This is a genomic window from Streptomyces sp. NPDC026575 (assembly GCF_055567415.1).
The window spans coordinates 1-20,551 of record NZ_JBVHQM010000015.1 but is presented as its reverse complement, the minus strand read 5'-3'; the positions used below and the strand labels follow the sequence as shown (position 1 = coordinate 20,551).

The 20,551-nt window shown below is 72.9% G+C and carries 17 protein-coding genes and 1 tRNA gene; 13 read left to right on the top strand and 5 right to left on the bottom strand.

Features of this window, described 5'->3' with window-relative positions; all coding sequences use genetic code 11:
• The first annotated feature begins 160 nt into the window (after positions 1 to 160).
• Positions 161 to 2,248 carry an FUSC family protein gene (locus tag ACZ4NB_RS21465; RefSeq protein ID WP_467663717.1) on the top strand — a complete coding sequence of 696 codons (2,088 nt, stop codon included), beginning with the start codon at positions 161 to 163 and terminating at the stop codon, positions 2,246 to 2,248.
• Here the strand turns inward: ACZ4NB_RS21465 and ACZ4NB_RS21460 are convergent.
• From ACZ4NB_RS21460 to ACZ4NB_RS21450, 3 genes are all read right to left on the bottom strand, one after another.
• On the bottom strand, positions 2,193 to 3,476 hold the full coding sequence (locus tag ACZ4NB_RS21460) for an MFS transporter (protein ID WP_467663715.1): 1,284 nt from the start codon (positions 3,474 to 3,476) through the stop codon (positions 2,193 to 2,195). The two genes, ACZ4NB_RS21465 and ACZ4NB_RS21460, sit on opposite strands and share 56 nt — an antisense overlap.
• Positions 3,477 to 4,027: 551 nt before the next feature.
• Complete coding sequence (locus ACZ4NB_RS21455; RefSeq protein ID WP_467663714.1) at positions 4,028 to 6,457, bottom strand: Tex family protein; 2,430 nt, start codon at positions 6,455 to 6,457, stop codon at positions 4,028 to 4,030.
• Positions 6,458 to 6,599: 142 nt separating this feature from the next.
• A complete protein-coding gene (locus ACZ4NB_RS21450; protein ID WP_467663712.1) occupies positions 6,600 to 7,469 on the bottom strand; it encodes an SCO6745 family protein in 870 nt (289 codons plus the stop codon).
• A 141-nt stretch (positions 7,470 to 7,610) separates the two neighbouring features.
• Between ACZ4NB_RS21450 and ACZ4NB_RS21445 the strand changes: the two genes are divergently transcribed.
• Together ACZ4NB_RS21445 and ACZ4NB_RS21440 are read left to right on the top strand one after the other, a co-directional pair.
• Positions 7,611 to 8,582 (top strand): GlxA family transcriptional regulator, encoded by a 972-nt coding sequence (locus ACZ4NB_RS21445; protein ID WP_467663710.1) that lies wholly within the window; start codon positions 7,611 to 7,613, stop codon positions 8,580 to 8,582.
• A 59-nt stretch (positions 8,583 to 8,641) separates the two neighbouring features.
• Positions 8,642 to 9,295 carry a DJ-1/PfpI family protein gene (locus tag ACZ4NB_RS21440; RefSeq protein ID WP_467663708.1) on the top strand — a complete coding sequence of 218 codons (654 nt, stop codon included), beginning with the start codon at positions 8,642 to 8,644 and terminating at the stop codon, positions 9,293 to 9,295.
• A gap of 18 nt (positions 9,296 to 9,313) precedes the next feature.
• On the opposite strand, the gene ACZ4NB_RS21435 is transcribed toward ACZ4NB_RS21440, so the two are convergent.
• On the bottom strand, positions 9,314 to 10,084 hold the full coding sequence (locus ACZ4NB_RS21435) for an enoyl-CoA hydratase/isomerase family protein (protein ID WP_467663706.1): 771 nt from the start codon (positions 10,082 to 10,084) through the stop codon (positions 9,314 to 9,316).
• Between the two features lie 54 nt (positions 10,085 to 10,138).
• On the opposite strand from ACZ4NB_RS21435, the gene ACZ4NB_RS21430 reads away from it, so the two are divergent.
• From ACZ4NB_RS21430 to ACZ4NB_RS21420, 3 genes are all read left to right on the top strand, one after another.
• Positions 10,139 to 11,797, top strand: coding sequence for an ABC-F family ATP-binding cassette domain-containing protein (locus ACZ4NB_RS21430; protein ID WP_467663705.1), 1,659 nt, complete (start codon positions 10,139 to 10,141; stop codon positions 11,795 to 11,797).
• Positions 11,798 to 11,886: 89 nt separating this feature from the next.
• Positions 11,887 to 11,960 (top strand) — tRNA-Met (locus ACZ4NB_RS21425).
• A 257-nt stretch (positions 11,961 to 12,217) separates the two neighbouring features.
• Positions 12,218 to 12,709: an ATP-binding protein gene (locus ACZ4NB_RS21420; RefSeq protein ID WP_384442968.1), complete on the top strand. Its 492-nt coding sequence runs from the start codon at positions 12,218 to 12,220 to the stop codon at positions 12,707 to 12,709.
• On the opposite strand, the gene idi is transcribed toward ACZ4NB_RS21420, so the two are convergent.
• A complete protein-coding gene (gene idi / locus ACZ4NB_RS21415) occupies positions 12,684 to 13,295 on the bottom strand; it encodes an isopentenyl-diphosphate Delta-isomerase (protein ID WP_393490229.1) in 612 nt (203 codons plus the stop codon). The genes ACZ4NB_RS21420 and idi overlap by 26 nt on opposite strands.
• 557 nt (positions 13,296 to 13,852) lie before the next feature.
• Between idi and ACZ4NB_RS21410 the strand changes: the two genes are divergently transcribed.
• The 7 genes from ACZ4NB_RS21410 to ACZ4NB_RS21380 all read left to right on the top strand — a co-directional run.
• The gene (locus ACZ4NB_RS21410; RefSeq protein ID WP_467664019.1) at positions 13,853 to 15,658 is read left to right on the top strand and encodes a DUF5941 domain-containing protein; all 1,806 of its coding nucleotides are present in this window, start codon (positions 13,853 to 13,855) and stop codon (positions 15,656 to 15,658) included.
• Positions 15,655 to 16,392 carry a phosphocholine cytidylyltransferase family protein gene (locus tag ACZ4NB_RS21405; protein ID WP_467663703.1) on the top strand — a complete coding sequence of 246 codons (738 nt, stop codon included), beginning with the start codon at positions 15,655 to 15,657 and terminating at the stop codon, positions 16,390 to 16,392. Before ACZ4NB_RS21410 ends, ACZ4NB_RS21405 begins: the two co-directional genes overlap by 4 nt.
• On the top strand, positions 16,380 to 17,441 hold the full coding sequence (locus ACZ4NB_RS21400) for an iron-containing alcohol dehydrogenase family protein (RefSeq protein ID WP_467663701.1): 1,062 nt from the start codon (positions 16,380 to 16,382) through the stop codon (positions 17,439 to 17,441). The genes ACZ4NB_RS21405 and ACZ4NB_RS21400 overlap by 13 nt, the downstream gene beginning before the upstream one ends.
• Positions 17,419 to 18,198: a CDP-alcohol phosphatidyltransferase family protein gene (locus tag ACZ4NB_RS21395; protein WP_467663699.1), complete on the top strand. Its 780-nt coding sequence runs from the start codon at positions 17,419 to 17,421 to the stop codon at positions 18,196 to 18,198. The genes ACZ4NB_RS21400 and ACZ4NB_RS21395 overlap by 23 nt, the downstream gene beginning before the upstream one ends.
• A gap of 14 nt (positions 18,199 to 18,212) precedes the next feature.
• The gene (locus ACZ4NB_RS21390; protein WP_467664018.1) at positions 18,213 to 19,085 is read left to right on the top strand and encodes a glycosyltransferase family 2 protein; all 873 of its coding nucleotides are present in this window, start codon (positions 18,213 to 18,215) and stop codon (positions 19,083 to 19,085) included.
• 77 nt (positions 19,086 to 19,162) lie between these two features.
• Positions 19,163 to 20,092, top strand: coding sequence for an ABC transporter permease (locus tag ACZ4NB_RS21385; protein WP_467663697.1), 930 nt, complete (start codon positions 19,163 to 19,165; stop codon positions 20,090 to 20,092).
• The coding region (locus ACZ4NB_RS21380) for an ATP-binding cassette domain-containing protein (RefSeq protein ID WP_467663695.1) at positions 20,085 to 20,551 on the top strand (467 nt) is incomplete at its 3' end. The genes ACZ4NB_RS21385 and ACZ4NB_RS21380, both read left to right, overlap by 8 nt.

Here is a 20,551-nt window from a genome sequence, read left to right as displayed (position 1 = left end):
CACCAGGGCGAAGCCGCCCGCCCGTCCACCGTTCGTGATCTTGCAGTAAGCCTCCGGACGTGGCCCGGACAGGCCCTAGGCTGGTACCAGCCCCGTCGGCCGCTGTCGCCCCTCGGATTCCGCTCGCCGTCCATCCGTACGCCGTCGTCTGAGGAGGCCCATGCCCCGCGCGCCGCGCGCCGTGCCCGCCTGGTTGGCGCACCCGTTCCGCTGGCAGCGGCTGCCCGTGCCCTGGGCCGCCGTCGCCCGCGGTGCGCTGTGCGCGGGGCCGCTGCTCGGGGCGGGCATCGCGACCGGCCATCCGGCGCCCGGCGTGCTGGCCGGACTCGGCTCGATGCTGGCCGGCGTCAACGACCGCCCCGGCACCCGCCGTACCGGCATCGTCCACATCGGGCTGCCCGCCCTCGCCTCGGCGCTCGGCATGCTGATCGGCGCCTCGCTCCAGGCGGCCGGTGCGGGCTGGTGGATCGTGCCGGCGCTGTTCGCGGTCGGCTATGTCTCCGGCGCGGGCAGCGTGGCGGGGCCGGTGCGCTCCAACGCCGGTATGCAGATGCTGGCCACCACCATCCTCGGCGCCGGAATGCCGCTGCCCGGAGCGCCCTGGACGAAGGCCCTCTACGTCCTCGCCGGCTGCCTGTGGTTGCTTCTGCTGCGCCTGGTGCTGCGCTCACCGCGTCCCGCGGGCGGCGCGCTCAGCGGCGAGCGGGCGGCGGTCGCCACGGTCTTCGACGCGCTCGCCGACGCCCTGGGCGCGGCCGGCGGAACCGGTGCCGAGCCCGCCAGGCGCCGGCTCACCGCGGCCCTGGACCGCGCCGACGAGGCCCTGCGGCTGCGCCGGCTGACCAGTCGGCTGCTGCGCCGCCCCGCCCGCACCGAAGAGCTGCTGCTGACCGAGCGGTGCGCCGCGGCCACCGCGCTGTGCGAGGCCAGCGTCGCGCTGCTGTGGGAGGCCCGGCCGCTGCCGTCCAGGGTCGCCGAGAGCCCCCGCCGGTTCGCCGAGGCGCTGCGCACCGGACGGCCACCGGGCCGGCTGTCCGCCCCCGAGGCCAGCACGGCCGCCCGCGGCGCCTTCGACCAGGCGCTGCTGGACGCGGCGGTGGTGTTCGCCCGCCGCGAGCCGCTGCCCCGCCCGGAGCGGGACCCGGAGCCGGATGCGAACGCGGCGACGGAGCCTGCGCCGCCCCCGTCCCCGCCCGGCCGTCCCACCGGGGCCGTCCCGGCCGGCCGCGCCCTCCACCGCATGCTGGGCGCCTTCGCACAGCGGTGGACCCGGCGCGGGCGCAGCCTGCTCGGCCCCGCCGGGCGGCACTACGGCCTCCGGGTCGCCGTCTGCATCGCCGCGAGCGCCGCGGTGGCCCTGCTGCTGCGCGCCGACCACTGGTACTGGCTCCCGGTGACCGCCACCTTCCTGGTCAAGCCGGATCTCGGGCCGCTGTTCTCCCGTACGGTCAACCGCTTCGCCGGGACCGTGGCCGGGGTGCTGGTCTTCGCCGGGGCGGGACTGCTGCTCACCGGGGAGTGGTGGCCGGCGCTGGTCGCCGGTGCGGGCGGTGCGCTGCTGCCGTTCGCCACCCGGCACTTCGCGCTGCAGACCGTGGCGATCACCCTCATGGTGCTGTCGTTCGTGGACGTCGGCGGGGCCGCCCCCACGGCCTTCGGCCAGGAGTACCCCCAGCTGACCGCGCTGCCCGCCGGCGAGCGGATCGTCGACACCTCCATCGCCTGCGTCATCGTGCTCGTCGTCGGGCATCTGCCCCAGCTGGCCGACCCGCGCCGCAGGGTCGGCCAGCGCGTCACCTCGGCGCTGCGCGCCACCGAGCGGTTCCTGCGGCACGTACTGGAGTCGGAGCCGGGAGCCGATCCCACCCGGCGGCTGGCGCTGCGGCGGGCCGCCTACCGGGCGCTGGCGGAGGCCAGGGCCGCGGCGGAGACCGCCGCGGCCGAACTCCTCGCCGCCCGCGACCGCAACCCCGACTGGCCGACCGTGGTCACCGCGGCCGAACGCATCGTCGACGCGGCGACCGCCTGCGCCGTACGCCTCGACCACGGCGCCCACCGTCCCGGCGCGCAGGAGTCCGAGCGGCTGTGCCAAGCGCTGTCCGCGATGGCCGACGCGCTGGAGGACCCGCGCCGCCGACGGGACACCACCGTGGCGGACCCCGATCTGCGCCCCGTTCCGGACTGCGCCACGCTCACGGATGTCGCGGCGGAGCTGGAACGCATGCGCGGGTACGCGGGCGCCGGCTGAGTCCGGCCGCCCCGCCCGCCACCAGGGCCGACGCCACCAGCAGCGCGCTGACCCACACCGGCGCCCGGTAGCCGAGCCCGGCGGCGAGGGCGGCCCCGCCCAGCCAGGGGCCGATCGCCGCGCCCACGTTCAGCGCGGCCGTGGCGAACCCGCCGGCCAGGGTCGGCGCCCCGGTCGCCGCGTAGAGCGCCTGCGCGATCAGGGTGGAGCCGACGGCGAACGAGAGGGCTCCCTGGACGAGGACGAGCACGACGGTCGCGGCCGGGCTCCCCGCCGTCAGTGCCAGGAGGGCCCACCCCAGGAGCAGGGCCGCCCCGCCCGTCACCAGGAGCCGTACGGGGCGGGTATCGGCCATCCGCCCGCCGAGGGCGACGCCGGCGAAGGAGCCCAGCCCGAAGAGCGCGAGGACGACCGGCACCCAGCCGGGTGCCAGGCCGGCGACGTCGGTGACCAGGGGCGCGAGGTAGGTGAAGGCGCAGAAGGTCGCACCGTTCACCAGGGCGCCCAGCAGCAGGGCGACCAACAGCCGCGGGGCGCGCAGCGCGCGGAGCTCCTGGCGGGCACCGGACGCACGGCGCACGGCCGCCGCGCCGGGCGTGCCCGTCGGGGCCGGCGCGCCCGTGGCGCCGTCGCCGGGCGTCGTGTCGTGGGCGTGCGGCGCGTGACGAGCGGCCTCGCGGCCGTCCCCGGCCGGTACCGACCGGACGATCGCGACGACGGCCGGCAGCGACACCAGGGCCACCGCCCAGAACGCCGAGCGCCAGCCCCACAGCCCACCGAGGAACGCACCGGCCGGTACGCCCGCGACACAGGCCATGGTGGTGCCGCCGAGCAGGACGGACGTGGCGCGGCCCTTGGCGTCCGGTGCCACCGCGGCCGTCGCGGTGGCCAGCGCCACCGCCAGGAACCCGGCGTTGGCCAGGGCCGCGACGACCCGCGTGGCCAGCAGCACCCCGTAGCCCGTGGTGACCGCCCCCACGACGTGGACCAGCAGAAACGTGATCAGGAAGGCCAGCAGCGCGCGGCGGCGCGGCCAGCGCAGGCTCAGCAGCGCCATCAGCGGCGCGCCGACGACCATTCCCACGGCGAAGGCCGAGGTCAGCGCGCCCGCGGCGGAGAGCGAGACACCCAGATCGGCGGCGATGCCGGGGAGGAGACCGGAGAGCATGAACTCGGAGGTGCCTTGGGCAAAGACGGCCAGTCCGAGCAGATACAGAAAGCAGGGCACAGCAATACTCCGCAACCACAAAGGATCGATACGGTGCGGCGGCAGGCGCGCACACGACACATGCGGCTACCGCGCGGAAAGGCGACCTGGCCGCTGAGTGGGGGCCGCACACAGGGGAGAGCCCGCGTCAGGTCGGAAGAAAGCCCGTACTACGGCGATCCGATGGCAGGGGAGCACAGCCGTGCTACGAGGCGGCGCGGGCCGGGCGGGATGTGCCGGGCACGCTCCATGGAGCGAACACGCCCCGTGGCGCGGACACTCCCTTCGGCTGGGCAACGCGAGAAGCCACCGGACGACCGGTGGCTAGCGTCTTGACGCCTCGGGGCTGGACATGGACGCAGGATAGCGAGCCCCGTTCACCCCGGCCACGCATTTTTTTTGCGGCCCGGCCGCGGCGGGCCCGGCCGCTCCGTCGACGCCGCGCCCGCGCCATCAACGGCGCGGCCGCCGGCCCGATCAGCCACCGACAGACGGCTGATCGGACTGACGGCCGCAGGAGTTGACGGTACGTCAGCAGGCGCTCGGGGAGCGCCGCTTCAGGGAACGAGACCTCAGCGCCCGCCCCGCTCCTTGCCCAGCAGGCCGGCCCGCCGCAGGGCGTCCGCCATCGCGTCGTTGGCCGGTCCCGCGTCGCGGCCGCCACGGCGCTCCCCGCCGCGCTGACCGCCGCCCTGCCGCTGCCGCGGCGCACCGCCCCGGCCGCCGCCCTCGCGCGCTCCGCGCCCGCCGCCCGCACCGCCGCGGCGCTGATCGGCGCCCGCCGAGGCGCCCTTGCCGGGCTCGTCGTCCAGCCGCAGCGTCAGCGAGATCCGCTTGCGCGGAATGTCGACGTCGAGCACCTTGACGCGCACGATGTCGCCCGGCTTCACCACGTCCCGAGGGTCCTTGACGAAGTTCTTCGACATCGCCGAGACATGGACCAGACCGTCCTGATGGACACCGATGTCCACGAACGCCCCGAAGGCGGCGACATTGGTCACCACGCCCTCCAGGAGCATCCCCGGCTGCAGATCGCCGATCTTCTCCACGCCCTCCTTGAAGGTCGCGGTCTTGAAGACCGGTCGCGGGTCGCGGCCCGGCTTCTCCAGTTCCGTCAGGATGTCGGTCACCGTCGGCAGACCGAAGGAGTCGTCGACGAAGTCCGCGGGCTTCAGCGCCCGCAGCACCGACGTGTTGCCGATCAGCGCGCCGACCTCGGTGGCCGCCGCCGTCACCATCCGGCGCACCACCGGGTACGCCTCGGGGTGCACGCTGGAGGCGTCCAGCGGGTCGTCGCCGCCGCGGATCCGCAGGAAGCCCGCGCACTGCTCGTACGCCTTCGGGCCGAGCCGCGCCACGTCCTTGAGGGCCTTGCGGGAGCGGAAGGGGCCGTTGCCGTCCCGGTGCGCGACGATGTTCTCGGCGAGGCCGGAGCTGATGCCGGAGACCCGCGAAAGCAGCGGCGCGGACGCGGTGTTGACGTCGACGCCGACGCCGTTCACACAGTCCTCGACCACGGCGTCCAGGGAGCGCGACAGCTTCACCTCGGACAGGTCGTGCTGGTACTGGCCGACACCGATCGACTTCGGGTCGATCTTGACCAGCTCGGCCAGCGGGTCCTGCAGCCGGCGGGCGATGGACACCGCGCCCCGCAGGGACACATCCAGCTCCGGCAGCTCCTGGGAGGCGAACGCGGAGGCGGAGTACACCGAGGCGCCGGCCTCGGAGACCATCACCTTCGTCAGCTTCAGCTCCGGCTGGGCGGCGATCAGATCGGCCGCCAGCTTGTCGGTCTCGCGGGAGGCGGTGCCGTTGCCGATCGCGATCAGCTCGACGCCGTGCTCCCGCGCCAGCTTCGCCAGTGTGGCCAGCGAGGCGTCCCACTTCTGCTGCGGTACATGGGGGTAGATGGTGTCCGTGGCGGCCACCTTGCCCGTCGCGTCCACCACCGCGACCTTCACGCCCGTACGGAAGCCGGGGTCCAGGCCCATCGTGGCGCGCGTTCCGGCGGGCGCCGCCAGCAGCAGATCGCGCAGGTTCGACGCGAAGACCCGCACCGCCTCGTCCTCGGCGGCCTGCCGCAGCCGCAGCCGCAGATCGATGCCCAGGTGCACCTGGACGCGGGTGCGCCAGGCCCAACGGACGGTGTCCTTGAGCCACTTGTCGGCCGGGCGGCCCCGGTCGGCGATGCCGAAGCGGTGCGCGATGGACTGCTCGTAGGAGCTGGGGCCCTCGGTGGCCTCCGACGGGGCCTCCGGCTCCAGGGTGAGATCGAGGATCTCCTCCTTCTCACCGCGGAACATCGCCAGCACCCGGTGCGAGGGCAGCTCGGTGAACGGCTCGGCGAAGTCGAAGTAGTCGGCGAACTTGGCGCCGGCCTCCTCCTTGCCCTCCCGCACCTTCGCCGCGACCTGCCCGCGCCCCCACATCCGCTCGCGCAGCTCGCCGATCAGATCCGCGTCCTCGCTGAACCGCTCGGTCAGGATGGCCCGCGCGCCTTCCAGGGCGGCGGCCGGATCGGCGACCCCCTTGTCGGCGTCCACGAACGCGGCGGCGGCCGCGGCCGGCTCCACCGACGGGTCGCTCAGCAGCCCGTCGGCGAGCGGCTCCAGGCCCGCCTCCCGGGCGATCTGCGCCTTGGTGCGCCGCTTGGGCTTGAACGGGAGGTAGATGTCCTCCAGCCGGGCCTTGGACTCGGCCCCGCGGATCTGCGCCTCCAGGGCGGCGTCCAGCTTTCCCTGGGACCGTACGGACTCCAGGATCGCGCTCCGGCGCTCCTCCAGCTCACGCAGATAGCGCAGCCGCTCCTCCAGCGAGCGCAGCTGCGCGTCGTCGAGCATCTCGGTGGCTTCCTTGCGGTAGCGCGCGATGAACGGGACGGTCGAACCACCGTCGAGCAGTTCGACCGCGGCCTTCACCTGCCGCTCCTTGACGCCGAGCTCCCCGGCGATCCTGGCTTCGATGGACCCGAGGGCCCCGATGGGCTCAGTGGCTGCCGTCACGTTGATCCTGCCCCGCCTTCCAGCGCTTGCTTGAGCCTGCATTGTGCCGGGTCGCGGGCGGGACTGTCGCGCCGCCCAGCCGTGCGCGCCGGGGTGTGAGAAGCCGCACGCACACCCCGGCGGAGCCGCCCCGCAGGGCCCCTTACTTGCCGAACAGCGCCGCGGGGAACGCGCCGGCGTTCATGGCGGTGGTGGTGAAGCCGGTCGCCAGCTCGGTGAGCCTGGCCACGCCGTCGGCGCCCAGGTGCTCGTACGGAGCCCGGTCCAGCCGGTCGGTCCGGACCTCCAGGTCCTTGCGCAGCTGGACGCCGGCCTCGGTCAACTCGCCCTCGGCGTCCAGCAGCCCGCGGGTGCGCAGCCGCTCCTGTGCGGCCTGCCAGTCCTCCTCCGCCCAGCCGCGGGTCGCCATGACACCGCGGTAGCTCATCCCGCGGCCGCTGGCGGTGTGGCTGACCAGCGCCTCCAGGCCGTCCAGTTCGGCGTCCAGCAGCGCCAGCAGGTGGCCGTCGCCGCGGTGTTCGCGCAGCAGCGTGGCGGCGTGCCAGTACGCCAGGTGCGGGGCGTCCGGTACGGGCAGGTCGGCATGCGCGGCGTACAGGGGCCGGGCGTGGCGGGTGCAGCCCTCGGTGGCACGCAGCGCCAGCTTCGCCGCCTCCGCCATCTCCGGCGACTCGACCGCCTCGTCGCCCAGGAGCCGGCGCAGCGTGGCGTCCACGGCGCGCAGCCGGGCGGCCAGCACGGCCTCGGGCGTGGTGACCGACCAGATGTGCGGGACATGCTGGGCGACGAGGTCGTGACGGAAGTTGTAGAAGGTGGCCGTGACCGTGCCGGGGCCCACCGCGCCCATGGCCGCCGACCGGCAGGCGAAGTAGCCGGCGCTGCGGTGCTCGATGCCGATCCGGGCCATCTCGGCCGGGAGTTCCGGCGCGAAGTAGTGCGTGGAGTGGAAGGGGTTGACGACGTTGTGGCAGGCCCGGCCGGCCTGTGCGGGCAGTGCGCTGGAAGAGGTCATGGAGGGCAGGGTACCGACCCGTCGGTATGCCTCGGTGGCAGGGGCGGCGCGACCGGCCGGACCTCCGCGCGTACCTGCCATGGCAGAAAAGGTGGGTTATCCGTCATTGCCGCCATCGGCCTCGCTGACCAGGATGGACGTATGGAACAGCGCGATGTGCTGGTCGTCCTCTTCGACGGCGTGCAGGCCCTCGACGTCAGCGGACCGGTCGAGGTCTTCCACGGTGCGGCCCTGGGAGCCCCGGGCGCCTACCGGATCCATACCGCCTCCCTGGACGGCGCCCCGGTCCGCACCACCAGCGGCCTGACCCTCGTACCCGACCTCACGCTGGCCGACGCCGGGGCGCCGGACACCCTGCTGGTGCCGGGCGGCCAGGGCACCCGGGCACCGGATCCCCGCCTGGTGGAGTGGCTGCGGGAACACGCCCACCGGGCCCGGCGCAAGGTCTCCGTGTGCAGCGGCGCGCTGCTGCTGGCCGAGGCCGGGCTGCTGGACGGCCGCCGCGCGACGACCCACTGGATGCTCTGCGACACCCTCGCCGAGCGGTTCCCCGCGGTGCGGGTCGAGCCCGAGCCGATCTACGTACGGGACGGCGACCTGGCCACCTCGGCGGGCGTGACGGCCGGTATCGACCTCGCGCTGGCCCTGGTGGAGGAGGACCACGGCCGGGACCTGGCGCTGACCGTCGCCCGGCACCTGGTGGTCTTCCTGCGGCGGCCGGGCAACCAGAACCAGTTCAGCGCCCAGCTCGCGGCCCAGACCGCACAGCGGCGGCCGCTGCGCGACGTCCAGCAGTGGATCACCGAGAACCCGGCCGCCGACCTCTGCGTCGACGCCCTCGCCGGCCGCGCCGGGCTCTCCCCGCGGCACTTCGCCCGCGCGTTCCGCGACGAGGTCGGCATGACGCCGGGCCGCTATGTCGACCGGGTGCGGCTGGAAGCCGCCCGCCGCTGCCTGGAGGACACCGTCGACGGCATCGAGCAGATATCGCGCCGCTGCGGCTACGGCACCCCGGAGGCGATGCGCCGCGCCTTCCTGAAGGTCCTGGGCGCCTCCCCGGCCGAATACCGGCGCCGCTTCCGTCCGGCCGGAGCGGCCCCGCAGCCGGCCTGACCCACCGACCCGTCACACCCCTTCCGTCCCTTGCGTCACCACGACCGACAGGAACCCACATGCAGATCGCCATCCTTCTCTACGACCGCTTCACCGCCCTGGACGCCATCGGCCCCTACGAGACGCTCAGCCGGCTCCCGGGGGCGGAGACGGTGTTCGTCGGCGAGCGCACCGGCACCTACCGCAACGAGGTCGGCTCGCTGGGGCTGGTCGCCGACACCACGCTGAGCGAGGTCACCGCGCCGGACATCCTGGTCGTCCCCGGCGGCCCGGGGCAGCTGGCGCAGATGGACAACGGCCCGCTGCACGACTGGATCCGCGCCGTGGACGCCGGCACCACCTGGACCACCTCGGTGTGCACCGGTTCGCTGATCCTGGGGGCCGCGGGCCTGCTCAAGGGCCGCCGGGCGACCTCCCACTGGCTCGCGCTGGACCAGCTGCCGGCCCTGGGCGCCGAGCCGACCGGGGAGCGGGTGGTCTTCGACGGCAAGTACGTCACGGCGGCCGGCGTCTCGTCCGGCATCGACATGGGACTGGCCCTGTCGGGCCGGATCGCCGGGGACACCGTCGCCCAGGCGATCCAACTCGGCACCGAGTACGACCCGCAGCCGCCCTACGACGCGGGCGCCCCGGACAAGGCGCCGGCCGAGGTCGTCGCGCTGCTGCGGGAGCGCAGCCGGTTCCTCCTGACCGGCGAGGACACCGGGGCGTAAGGCCCGGGGCCGGGGGCGTCAGCCCGTCGGCCAGGTGAAGCGCGGCGCCCGGCGCTCCAGGAAGGCGGCGGCACCCTCCTCGGTGTCGCCGCTGGCGCGCGCCTGCGCGGCCCAGTAGGCACCGCGCTCCTCGGCCTCCTCCGGGGGCACGTCCCACGTCCCGTTGGCCAGCTCCTTCGCGGCGGTCTGCGTCAGCAGCGACCGGCTGGCCAGTACGGCCGAGAACTCCGCCACCCGCTTGCCCAGGTCGCCCTCGGGCAGCACCTCGTCGACCAGGCCCGTACGCAGCGCCCGCGCGCAGTCGATCAACTCGCCGGAGAACAGCAGGTACTTGGCGGTGGACAGCCCCACCAGCCGGACCAGCCGCCGGGTGGCGGACGCCGGATACGCCACCGCCAGCTTGGCCGGTGTGACCCCGAACAGCGCCCCCTCCTCCGCGAACCGCAGATCGCAGGCGGCCGCCAGCTGGGCGCCGCCGCCCACGCAGTAGCCGCGTATCGCCGCCAGCGTCGGCCCGGGGAAGGCCGCCAGCGCCTCCTCGGCCGCCACGGCCAGGCCCTGCGACTCGCCGGCGGCATCCCGCAGCGCCCCGATGTCCGCACCCGCGCAGAACGTCCCGCCCTCGCCGGTCAGCACCAGAGACCGCACGGAACCGTCCCCCGCCAGCCGCTCCAGCAGCGGCGGCAGGTCCCGCCACATCTGGACGGTCATCGCGTTGCGCTTGCCGGTGTTGCTGATGGTGACGGTCGCTGTGCCGTCGCTGACGTGTGTCTTCAGGCCCGGTTCCATGCCCGGATATTAGAGCGACCGCCGAGGGTGCGGCCGGATACGATCGGCGGTCTGATGTCAGCAACTCTCGTCGCCAAAGACCTCGCCGCCGGCCACGGCGAGCGCGTCCTGTTCTCCGGCCTCGATCTGGTCGTCGCCCCCGGCGATGTGATCGGCCTCGTCGGCGCCAACGGCGCGGGCAAGTCCACCCTGCTGCGCCTGCTGGCCGGCCTGGACACCCCCGAGGAGGGCGCGCTCTCCCTCAGCCCGCCCACCGCCACCGTCGGCCACCTCCCGCAGGAGCCCGACCGCCGCCCCGGGGAGACCGTGCGGGCCTTCCTCGCCCGCCGTACGGGCGTGGCGCAGGCCCAGCGCGCCCTGGACGACGCCACCCAGGCGCTGGTGGAGGAGCGGTCCGGAGCGGACGACGCCTACGCCACGGCGCTGGAGCGCTGGCTCGATCTGGGCGCCGCCGACCTCGACGAGCGCGCCGAGGAGACCGCCGCCCAGCTCGGCCTCTCGGTCGGCCTCGACCAGCCGATGACCACGCTCTCCGGAGGCCAGGCCGCCCGCGCCTCGCTCGCCTCGCTCCTGCTGTCGCGCTACGACGTCTTCCTGCTGGACGAACCGACCAACGACCTCGATCTGGACGGTCTGCAACGGCTGGAATCATTCGTCACGGGGCTGCGCTCCGGCACGGTCCTGGTCAGCCACGACCGCGAGTTCCTGGCCCGTACGGTCAACCGCGTCGTCGAGCTCGACCTCGCCCAGCAGCAGGTCAACACCTACGGCGGCGGCTATACCTCCTATCTGGAGGAGCGCGCCCGGGCCCGGCGCCATGCGCGGGAGCAGTACGAGGAGTACGCCGACACCAGGGCCGCCCTGGAGACCCGCGCGCACACCCAGCGCAACTGGATGGAGAAGGGCGTCAAGAACGCCCGCCGCAAGGCCCCGGACAACGACAAGATCGGCCGCAAGGGCCGGGTGGAGGCCACCGAGAAGCAGGCGTCCAAGGCCAGGCAGACCCAGCGCCTGATCGAGCGGCTGGAGGTCGTCGAGGAGCCGCGCAAGGAGTGGGAGCTGCGGATGGAGATCGCCGCCGCGCCCCGTGCCGGCGCGGTCGTGGCCACGCTCCGCGACGCCGGCGTCCGGCGCGGCGACTTCCACTTCGGCCCGGTGGACCTGCAGATCGACTGGGCGGACCGGGTCGCGATCACGGGCCCCAACGGCTCGGGCAAGTCCACCCTGCTCGCCGCCCTCCTCGGCCGGCTCCCGCTGGACGCCGGGCAGGTCTCGCTGGGCCCCGGGGTGGTGGTCGGCGAGGTCGACCAGGCGCGCGGAGCGCTCTTCGGCGCACCCGGCCTCGGCGACGAGCCGCTGATGGACGCCTTCCGGGCCGCGGTCCCCGATATGGCGCCCGCCGATGTGCGCACCCTGCTCGCGAAGTTCGGTCTGAAGGCGGCGCATGTGCTGCGCCCGGCGCGCACGCTGTCACCGGGCGAGCGGACCCGTGCGGCGCTGGCCCTCCTCCAGGGCCGCGGGGTCAACCTCCTCGTCCTGGACGAGCCGACCAACCATCTCGACCTGCCGGCCATCGAGCAGCTGGAGTCCGCGCTCGCCTCGTACGCCGGCACCCTGCTGCTGGTCACCCACGACCGCCGGATGCTGGAGGCGGTGCACACCACGCGGCGGATCGAGGTCGACGGCGGACGGATCGCCGAGCGGACCGTGTGAGGGATACGGGGGCGGGGCGGGCCTTGGACGCCCGTGGTGATTATCGATTTGGTCCTGGAGCCGGCGACCCGTAGTGTGGGGGCAACCGACGCGGGGTGGAGCAGCTCGGTAGCTCGCTGGGCTCATAACCCAGAGGTCGCAGGTTCAAATCCTGTCCCCGCTACTGAAGATGTACAGCAGGTCCGGTGCTCAGGCGCCGGGCCTGCTGTGCTGTATGAGGTCTGCGGCGCGGGCGGTCCTGATGGCGAGGATCGTACGGTCGCCCTTCCGCGGGAGTCCCCGGAGAAGGAACAAACGGAGCAGGACCGGTCGCCGGGTCGTTCGAATCACTCGGAATCGACCATAAGTCGTCGATAGGTGCTGACTTGTGTTCAGCGGGCCGGTCCGGACCAACGCATTCTCAACACTCTTCCTGTGAGGATGCCTTCCGGACCCCCTGCAGAACCCCCCGAAGAGCTGACCTCCCCGCTCGCGTACGAAGGTGTCTGGCGGTTCACCGCCCCGGCACTGGAGGCCTCCGTGCCGCAGGCGCGGCACGCGGTGCGGGATCTGCTCGACGAACAGCGTGTGCCCGTGGCCGCCGACATCATGGACGGCCTGCTGCTCATCGTCTCCGAACTGGTCACCAACGCCGTCCAGCACGCGGCCCTGCTCTCGCCCCAGATCGCCGTGCAGGTGACCATCGGCGCGAACTGGCTGCGGGTGGCGGTCGAGGACAACCACCCCTACCGCCCCAAGGCGCTGGAGGCGGAGGAGGGTGATGTCGGCGGCCGCGGGCTGTGGCTGGTCAAGACGCTCACCGCGGAGGTGGGCGGCAAATGCGACGTCGAGCACACGGTGAACGGCGGCAAGGCCATCTGGGCCGAGCTTCCGCTCACCCCGCTCGCTACCAGCCCGCCGACTGTCCGGTGAGCTCGCGCACCGCCGGGCGGGCGGCGTCCAGCACGGTCATGAACCACGAGGAGAACGGCACCGCGGCATGCCGCTCGGCCAGTTCCTGCGGCGTCACGAACGCGATCTCGCCGACCTCCTCGGGGTCCGGCGCCGGCTCGGCCCGCACCAGCCCCACGAACAGGTGGTTGTACTCCTGCTCGACGAGGCCGGACGCCGGATCGGGGTGGTTGTAACGCACCGTGCCGGCCTCGGCCAGCAGCGCGGGCGCCAGGCCCAGCTCCTCCGAGGTCCGGCGGGCCGCGGCCACGAACGGCGCCTCGCCCGGATACGGATGTCCGCAGCAGGTGTTGGACCACACACCGGGGGAGTGGTACTTGCCGAGCGCCCGGCGCTGCAGCAGCAGCCGACCCTTCTCGTCGAAGAGGAAGACCGAGAACGCCCGGTGCAGCTGCCCGGGGGGCTGGTGCGCCGCGAGCTTCTCCGCGGTGCCGATCGTCGTGCCGTCCTCGTCGACCAGCTCCAGCAAGATCGGTTCGGCGGTGCCGCCCGGTGTGCTCACCGCCGCGTCTGCGGTGGTCTGTCCGTTGGCAGGTGTGATCGGCATGCCCATCCTTGTCGTCGGTCTTCGACGTCAAGGATGCCCTAGCCGCGTCCGCAACACCGGCACAGCGGGTGCGCGGCGCAACACGGCCCGCGTGCCGTTCGACGAGTGCGCCCGTCGTGAGAGGGGACACACCCCGGAGTCGTTCGCAGTGTCCCTGACAAGGGCGAATGCGGATGGCCGGTGGCGGCGCGGGCGTCCGGCGATCATCCCCGGACCCGGCATGGCTCTCGCCACACCTGCCACGGCACAACCCGCCCGCCCCGTGACCAGCCCGCTCATAACCGGCACCGGATCGGGTGCCCGGGCAGCTGACCGGTTGTTCATGCGCCGCCCGATCCACCATGATGATCGCGGCAGGCGCAGCCGTCGGTCACTCGATCGTGCGGTGAATGCGCGGTGAACGGCCGCATCCGGCGATCCGATAACCTCTGCCGACGTGCCACCCGGCCCTCCAGGCGTCAGGTGTGCCACGCCCGCTGCCCGGGTAGTTCGTATCGAATGCGGATCGATTGCGAACCGTCCGTGCTGCCTTGTCAGCATCCAAGGAGTGAGTTCGTCTGTCGACCGCCATCCTCACCGGTCCGCCGGTTGCCGGGTCGCCGCTCGAAGCGGACCTGCGCACGCTGGGCTTCGACGTCCGCACCGCGGACGGTCCCGCGTCCGCCGCCGAGCTGATCGCCGCCGTGCCCGCACAGGAGCGGATCGCGGTCGTCGACCCCCGCTTCGTCGGACATCTGCACGCCCTTCGGCTGGCGCTGACCGACCCCCGCTTCGAGGCCGCGGCGGTGCCCGGCGCGCTCACCGCCCAGCCCGGGGCGCGCCCCGCGCTGGCCCGTGCCCTCGGCCGGATCCCGGTCGGCGCCGGCACCGCACACCTCACCGACGTGCTCACCGAGACGCTCACCGAGTCCCTGGACCGTGAGGACGTCGGGCTGCACCGCGTCGAGCTGGGCAGCCTGGTCGCCACCGTCGCCCTCACCCCCGCACAGCGCGAGGAGGCGCGGGAGGCGGTCGCCGCCGTCGACGACGAGGCCGTCCGGCTGCGCACCGCGGTGAAGTCCCGCGACGGGTTCTTCACGACCTTCGCCATCAGCCCCTACTCCCGCTACCTCGCCCGCTGGTGCGCGCGCCGCGGCCTCACCCCCAACCAGGTCACCACCGCGTCGCTGCTCACCGCGCTGATAGCGGCCGGCTGCGCGGCCACCGGAACCCGCGGCGGCTTCATCGCCGCCGGCGTCCTGCTGCTGTTCTCCTTCGTCCTGGACTGCACCGACGGGCAGCTCGCCCGCTACTCCCTGCAGTACTCGACGATGGGCGCCTGGCTGGACGCCACCTTCGACCGGGCCAAGGAGTACGCGTACTACGCGGGCCTCGCGCTGGGCGCCGCCCGCGGCGGCGACGACGTATGGGCGCTGGCGCTCGGCGCGATGGTGCTGCAGACCTGCCGCCACGTCGTGGACTTCTCCTTCAACGAGGCGAACCACGACGCCACCGCCAACACCAGCCCCACCGCCGCGCTCTCCGACAAGCTCGACAGCGTCGGCTGGACGGTGTGGGTGCGCCGGATGATCGTGCTGCCGATCGGCGAGCGCTGGGCCATGATCGCGGTGCTCACCGCGCTCACCACCCCCCGCATCGTCTTCTACGCCCTGCTCGTCGGCTGTGCGCTGGCCGCCTGCTACACCACGGCGGGCCGGGTGCTGCGCTCCCTGACGCGGCGGGCCCGGCGCACCGACCGCGCCGCCCGGGCGCTGGCCGACCTCGCCGACTCCGGGCCGATCGCCGAGCTGGTCGCCGGCGGCGCGCGGGGCCGCGGACGGACCGGTTCGTACCTGGCCCCCGTTATGGCGTTTCTCTCGGCCGCGGTCCTCCTGGTCTGGGTGATCTTCGAGGACGACCCCGCGTCCTGGCTCACCGTCGGCGTCGCCGCCTGCTCCGCGCTGCTGGCCGGCGCGGCCGTGGCCCGCCCGCTCAAGGGCGCCCTCGACTGGCTCGTACCGCCCCTCTTCCGGGCCGGCGAATACACCGCGATCCTGGTCCTGGCCGCCCGCTCGGACGACGCCGGAGCGCTGCCCGCGGCGTTCGGGCTGGTCGCGGCGGTCGCCTACCATCACTACGACACGGTCTACCGCATCCGCGGTGGCACCGGTGCCCCGCCTCGGTGGCTGGTCCGGGCGACCGGCGGTTCCGAGGGACGGATCCTCGTGATCACCGTCCTCGCCGCCGCGCTGTCCCCCTCAGGTTTCACAATCGCCCTCACGGCGCTCGCCGTGGTCCTGGCGCTGCTGGTGCTCACCGAGAGCATCCGCTTCTGGGTCTCTTCCGGAGCACCCGCCGTACACGATGAAGGAGAACCCGCATGATCGGCCTCGTGCTGGCTGCCGGCGCCGGACGGCGTCTGCGCCCCTACACCGACACCCTGCCCAAGGCTCTGGTGCCGGTCGACGGCGACACCACCATCCTGGACCTGACCCTCGGCAACTTCGCCGAGATCGGCCTGACCGAGGTCGCGATCATCGTCGGCTACCGCAAGGAGGCCGTGTACGCGCGCAAGGAGGCCCTGGAGCAGAAGTACGGCCTCAAGCTCACCCTGATCGACAACGACAAGGCCGAGGAGTGGAACAACGCCTACTCCCTGTGGTGCGGCCGTGACTCGATCAAGCACACCGTGATCCTCGCCAACGGCGACACCGTGCACCCGGTCTCCGTCGAGAAGACGCTGCTCGCCGCCCGCGGCAACGGCCAGAAGATCATCCTCGCGCTGGACACCGTCAAGCAGCTCGCGGACGAGGAGATGAAGGTCGTCGTGGACCCCGACAAGGGCGTCCAGAAGATCACCAAGCTGATGGACCCGGCCGAGGCGACCGGCGAGTACATCGGTGTCACCCTCATCGAGGGCGAGGCCGCCGAGGAGCTGGCCGACGCCCTGAAGACCACCTTCGAGCGGGACCCCGACCTCTACTACGAGGACGGCTACCAGGAGCTGGTCAACCGCGGCTTCAAGGTGGACGTGGCCCCGATCGGCGACGTCAAGTGGGTCGAGATCGACAACCACGACGACCTGGCGAAGGGCCGTGACATCGCATGCCAGTACTGACCCGCCTCATTCCGTCCCCGGTCGTCGTCGACATCAACGCCGGCGCCCTGGACGACCTGGCGGGCCTGCTGGCCGATCAGCGCATCTCGGCGTCCGGCAAGCTGGCCATCGCCATCAGCGGCGGCTCGGGGGCGCGGCTGCGTGAGCGGCTGTCGCCCGCCCTGCCCGGCGCCGAGTGGTACGAGGTCGGCGGCGGCACCCTGGACGACGCGATCAAGCTCGCCGACGCCATGAAGAAGGGCCACTACGACGCCGTCGTGGGCCTGGGCGGCGGCAAGATCATCGACTGCGCCAAGTTCGCCGCGGCGCGGATCGGCCTGCCGCTGGTCGCCGTCGCGACGAACCTGTCGCACGACGGCCTGTGCTCGCCGGTCGCCACCCTCGACAACGACGCCGGCCGTGGCTCCTACGGTGTGCCGAACCCGATCGCCGTGGTGATCGACCTCGACATCATCCGCGAGGCCCCGGTCCGGTTCGTCCGCTCGGGCATCGGCGACGCGATCTCCAACATCTCCGCGGTCGCGGACTGGGAGCTCTCGCACCGCGAGACCGGCGAGGCGATCGACGGACTGGCCGCCGCCATGGCGCGCCAGGCCGGTGAGGCGGTGCTGCGGCACCCCGGCGGCGTCGGCGACGACGGCTTCCTCCAGGTGCTGGCCGAGGGCCTGGTCCTCACCGGCATCTCGATGTCGGTGGCCGGCGACAGCCGCCCGGCGTCCGGAGCCTGCCACGAGATCAACCACGCGCTCGACATCCTCCACCCCAAGCGCGCCGCGAGCCATGGCGAGCAGTGCGGCCTGGGTGCCGCCTTCGCCACGCATCTGCGCGGGGACAAGGAGACCCGGGACATGATGGTCGAGGTGCTGCGGCGGCACGGCCTGCCGGTCACGCCCGGCGAGATCGGCTTCACCGACGAGGAGTTCGTCGCGGCCGTCGAGTACGCACCGAAGACCCGCCCCGGGCGCTACACCATCCTGGAGCACCTGGACCTGTCCACCGACCAGATCAGGGACGCTTACGCCGACTATGCAGAAGCCATCGGTAGCTGAGCTCCGCCCGGTCGTTCACCCCGCCGGGGTGAAGGACCGGCGGAGCGGCGAGCACTGGGCCGGCCGGCTCTACATGCGCGAGATCTCCTTGCGCATCGACCGGCACCTGGTGAACACCCGGGTCACGCCCAACCAGCTGACCTACCTGATGACCGTCTTCGGCGTCCTCGCCGCCCCGGCACTGCTGGTGCCGGGGATCGCGGGCGCCGTGCTCGGCGTGCTGATGGTCCAGCTCTACCTGCTGCTCGACTGCGTCGACGGCGAGGTCGCCCGCTGGAAGAAGCAGTTCTCGCTCGGCGGGGTGTACCTGGACCGGGTCGGCGCCTACCTGTGCGACGCCGCGGTCCTGGTCGGCTTCGGCCTGCGCGCCGCCGACCTGTGGGGCTCCGGGCGGATCGACTGGCTGTGGGCCTTCCTCGGCACGCTCGCCGCCCTCGGCGCCATCCTGATCAAGGCCGAGACCGACCTCGTCGGTGTGGCCCGTCACCAGGGCGGGCTGCCGCCGGTCAAGGAGTCGGCGTCCGAGCCGCGCTCCTCCGGGATGGCACTGGCCCGCAAGGCGGCCGCGGCGCTGAAGTTCCACCGGCTCGTCCTCGGGGTCGAGGCGTCGCTGCTGATCCTGGTCCTGGCGATCCTGGACACGGTCCGGGGCGACCTGTTCTTCTCGCGGCTGGGCGTCGCCGTGCTCGCCGGCATCGCGCTGCTCCAGACGCTGCTCCACCTCGTGTCCATCCTCGTCTCCAGCAGGCTCAAGTGACGGGGGCGTCGGACATGCGGGTCGGTGCGGTCATCCTGACCATGGGCAACCGCCCTGAGGAGCTGCGCGCGCTGCTGGACTCGGTCGCCAAGCAGGACGGCGGGGCGATCGAGGTCGCGGTGGTCGGCAACGGTTCGCCGCTGCCGGAGCTCCCCGAGGGCGTACGGACCGTCGAGCTGCCGGAGAACGTCGGCATCCCAGCCGGCCGCAATGTCGGCATCGAGGCATTCGGCCCCGGCGGCAGCGAGGTCGACATCCTGCTCTTCCTCGACGACGACGGGCTGCTGGCCAGGGAGGACACCGCCGCGCTGTGCCGGGAGGCGTTCGCAGCGGACCCCGGGCTGGGCATCATCAGCTTCCGGATCGCCGATCCGGACACCGGTGAGACCCAGCGCCGGCACGTACCGCGGCTGCGCGCCTCCGACCCGATGCGCTCCTCGCGGGTGACCACCTTCCTCGGTGGCGCCAACGCGGTCCGCACCCGGGTCTTCGAGGAGGTCGGCGGGCTGCCCGACGACTTCTTCTACGCCCATGAGGAGACCGACCTCGCCTGGCGGGCGCTGGACGCGGGCTGGATGATCGACTACCGGTCGGACATGGTCCTCTTCCACCCGACCACGGCACCGGCCCGGCACGCGGTCTACCACCGGATGGTGGCCCGCAACCGGGTCTGGCTGGCCCGGCGCAACCTCCCCGCCGCGCTGGTTCCGGTCTATCTCGGTGTCTGGATTCTGCTCACTCTCGCCCGCCGGCCGTCGCGACCGGCGCTGCGCGCGTGGCTGGGCGGCTTCAAGGAGGGCTGGGCCACCCCGTGCGGTCCCAGGCGTCCCATGAAGTGGGCTACCGTTTGGCGACTGACCCGACTGGGCCGCCCTCCCGTCATCTGACAAGCTCGTATCTGAGAGCATCAGCGCGAACCGGGGCGTGGCCCCGGCAGCGCACCTTGAGGACGAAAGTGTCAACTGTGAGCGAGACCACGCACGACAGTGCGGTCGCCATGAGTGCCCCGCCAGCTTCCGACGAAGGGCTGACCCCTGCCCAGCGGGCCCAGAAGTACGGGCTCGCCCAGAGCGGTGCCCGGCCCGGCCTCCCGGAGTACGTCCGGCAGCTGTGGGACCGGCGGCACTTCATCTCCGCCTTCGCCAGCGCCAAGCTGACGGCGCAGTACAGCCAGGCCAAGCTGGGGCAGGTCTGGCAGGTGGCCACGCCACTGCTGAACGCGCTCGTCTACTACTTGATCTTCGGTCTGCTGATCGGCACGAGGAAGGGCGTCCCCGACTTCGTGCCGTTCCTGGTGACCGGCGTCTTCATCTTCACCTTCACCCAGAGTTCGGTGATGGCCGGTACGCGGGCGATCTCGGGCAACCTCGGTCTGGTGCGGGCGCTGCACTTCCCGCGCGCCTGTCTGCCGATCTCGTTCTGCCTGATGCAGCTGCAGCAGCTGCTGTTCTCCATGGGTGTGCTGGTCCTGATCCTGCTGGGCTTCGGGCAGCTGCCGACCTGGTCGTGGCTGCTGGTCGTCCCGGCGCTGGCGCTGCAGTTCGTCTTCAACACCGGCCTGGCGATGGTCATGGCGCGGCTGGGCTCGAAGACCCCGGACCTGGCGCAGCTGATGCCGTTCATCATGCGGACGTGGATGTACGCGTCCGGCGTGATGTTCAGCATCGACCTGATCCTCAAGGGCAAGGACGTCCCGGCGTTCGTCGAGTTCCTGCTCAACGCCAACCCGGCGGCCGTCTACATCGACCTGATGCGCTTCGCGCTGATCGACAGCTTCACCCACGACAAGCTGCCGCACCATGTGTGGGCGTTCGCCGGCGGCTGGGCGCTGCTGATGGGCGTCGTCGGCTTTGTGTACTTCTGGAAGGCTGAGGAGCGGTACGGACGTGGCTGAGCAGAAGAACGGCGTCCAGCCGACCGAGGCCGCCGAGGCCCGTATTCCGACGGTGATCGCGGACGATCTGCACATCGTCTACCGGGTCTACGGCACGGGCGCGGGCAAGGGCAGTGCCACCGCGGCCCTCAACCGCATCGTCCGCCGCAAGCCCTCGACGGGCGTGCGCGAGGTGCACGCGGTCAAGGGCGTGTCCTTCACCGCCTACCGGGGCGAGTCGATCGGCCTGATCGGCTCCAACGGCTCGGGCAAGTCCACCCTGCTCAAGGCGGTCGCCGGGCTGCTGCCCGCGGAGCGCGGCCGGGTCTACACCCACGGCCAGCCCTCCCTGCTGGGCGTCAACGCGGCCCTGATGAACGACCTGACCGGCGAGAAGAACGTCATCCTCGGCGGCCTGGCGATGGGCATGTCCCGCGAGCAGATCCGCGAGCGCTACGACGGCATCGTCGACTTCTCCGG

What these genes read in the sequence shown, in the direction of transcription:
- ACZ4NB_RS21430 (WP_467663705.1), top strand. Translation starts at nt 10,139, where the DNA reads ATGTCAGCAACTCTCGTCGCCAAAGACCTCGCCGCCGGCCACGGCGAG.
- ACZ4NB_RS21450 (WP_467663712.1), bottom strand. Translation starts at nt 7,469, where the DNA reads ATGACCTCTTCCAGCGCACTGCCCGCACAGGCCGGCCGGGCCTGCCAC.
- ACZ4NB_RS21465 (WP_467663717.1), top strand. Translation starts at nt 161, where the DNA reads ATGCCCCGCGCGCCGCGCGCCGTGCCCGCCTGGTTGGCGCACCCGTTC.
- ACZ4NB_RS21440 (WP_467663708.1), top strand. Translation starts at nt 8,642, where the DNA reads ATGCAGATCGCCATCCTTCTCTACGACCGCTTCACCGCCCTGGACGCC.
- ACZ4NB_RS21445 (WP_467663710.1), top strand. Translation starts at nt 7,611, where the DNA reads ATGGAACAGCGCGATGTGCTGGTCGTCCTCTTCGACGGCGTGCAGGCC.
- ACZ4NB_RS21400 (WP_467663701.1), top strand. Translation starts at nt 16,380, where the DNA reads ATGCCAGTACTGACCCGCCTCATTCCGTCCCCGGTCGTCGTCGACATC.
- ACZ4NB_RS21420 (WP_384442968.1), top strand. Translation starts at nt 12,218, where the DNA reads ATGCCTTCCGGACCCCCTGCAGAACCCCCCGAAGAGCTGACCTCCCCG.
- ACZ4NB_RS21435 (WP_467663706.1), bottom strand. Translation starts at nt 10,084, where the DNA reads ATGGAACCGGGCCTGAAGACACACGTCAGCGACGGCACAGCGACCGTC.
- ACZ4NB_RS21395 (WP_467663699.1), top strand. Translation starts at nt 17,419, where the DNA reads ATGCAGAAGCCATCGGTAGCTGAGCTCCGCCCGGTCGTTCACCCCGCC.
- ACZ4NB_RS21405 (WP_467663703.1), top strand. Translation starts at nt 15,655, where the DNA reads ATGATCGGCCTCGTGCTGGCTGCCGGCGCCGGACGGCGTCTGCGCCCC.
- ACZ4NB_RS21390 (WP_467664018.1), top strand. Translation starts at nt 18,213, where the DNA reads ATGCGGGTCGGTGCGGTCATCCTGACCATGGGCAACCGCCCTGAGGAG.
- idi (WP_393490229.1), bottom strand. Translation starts at nt 13,295, where the DNA reads ATGCCGATCACACCTGCCAACGGACAGACCACCGCAGACGCGGCGGTG.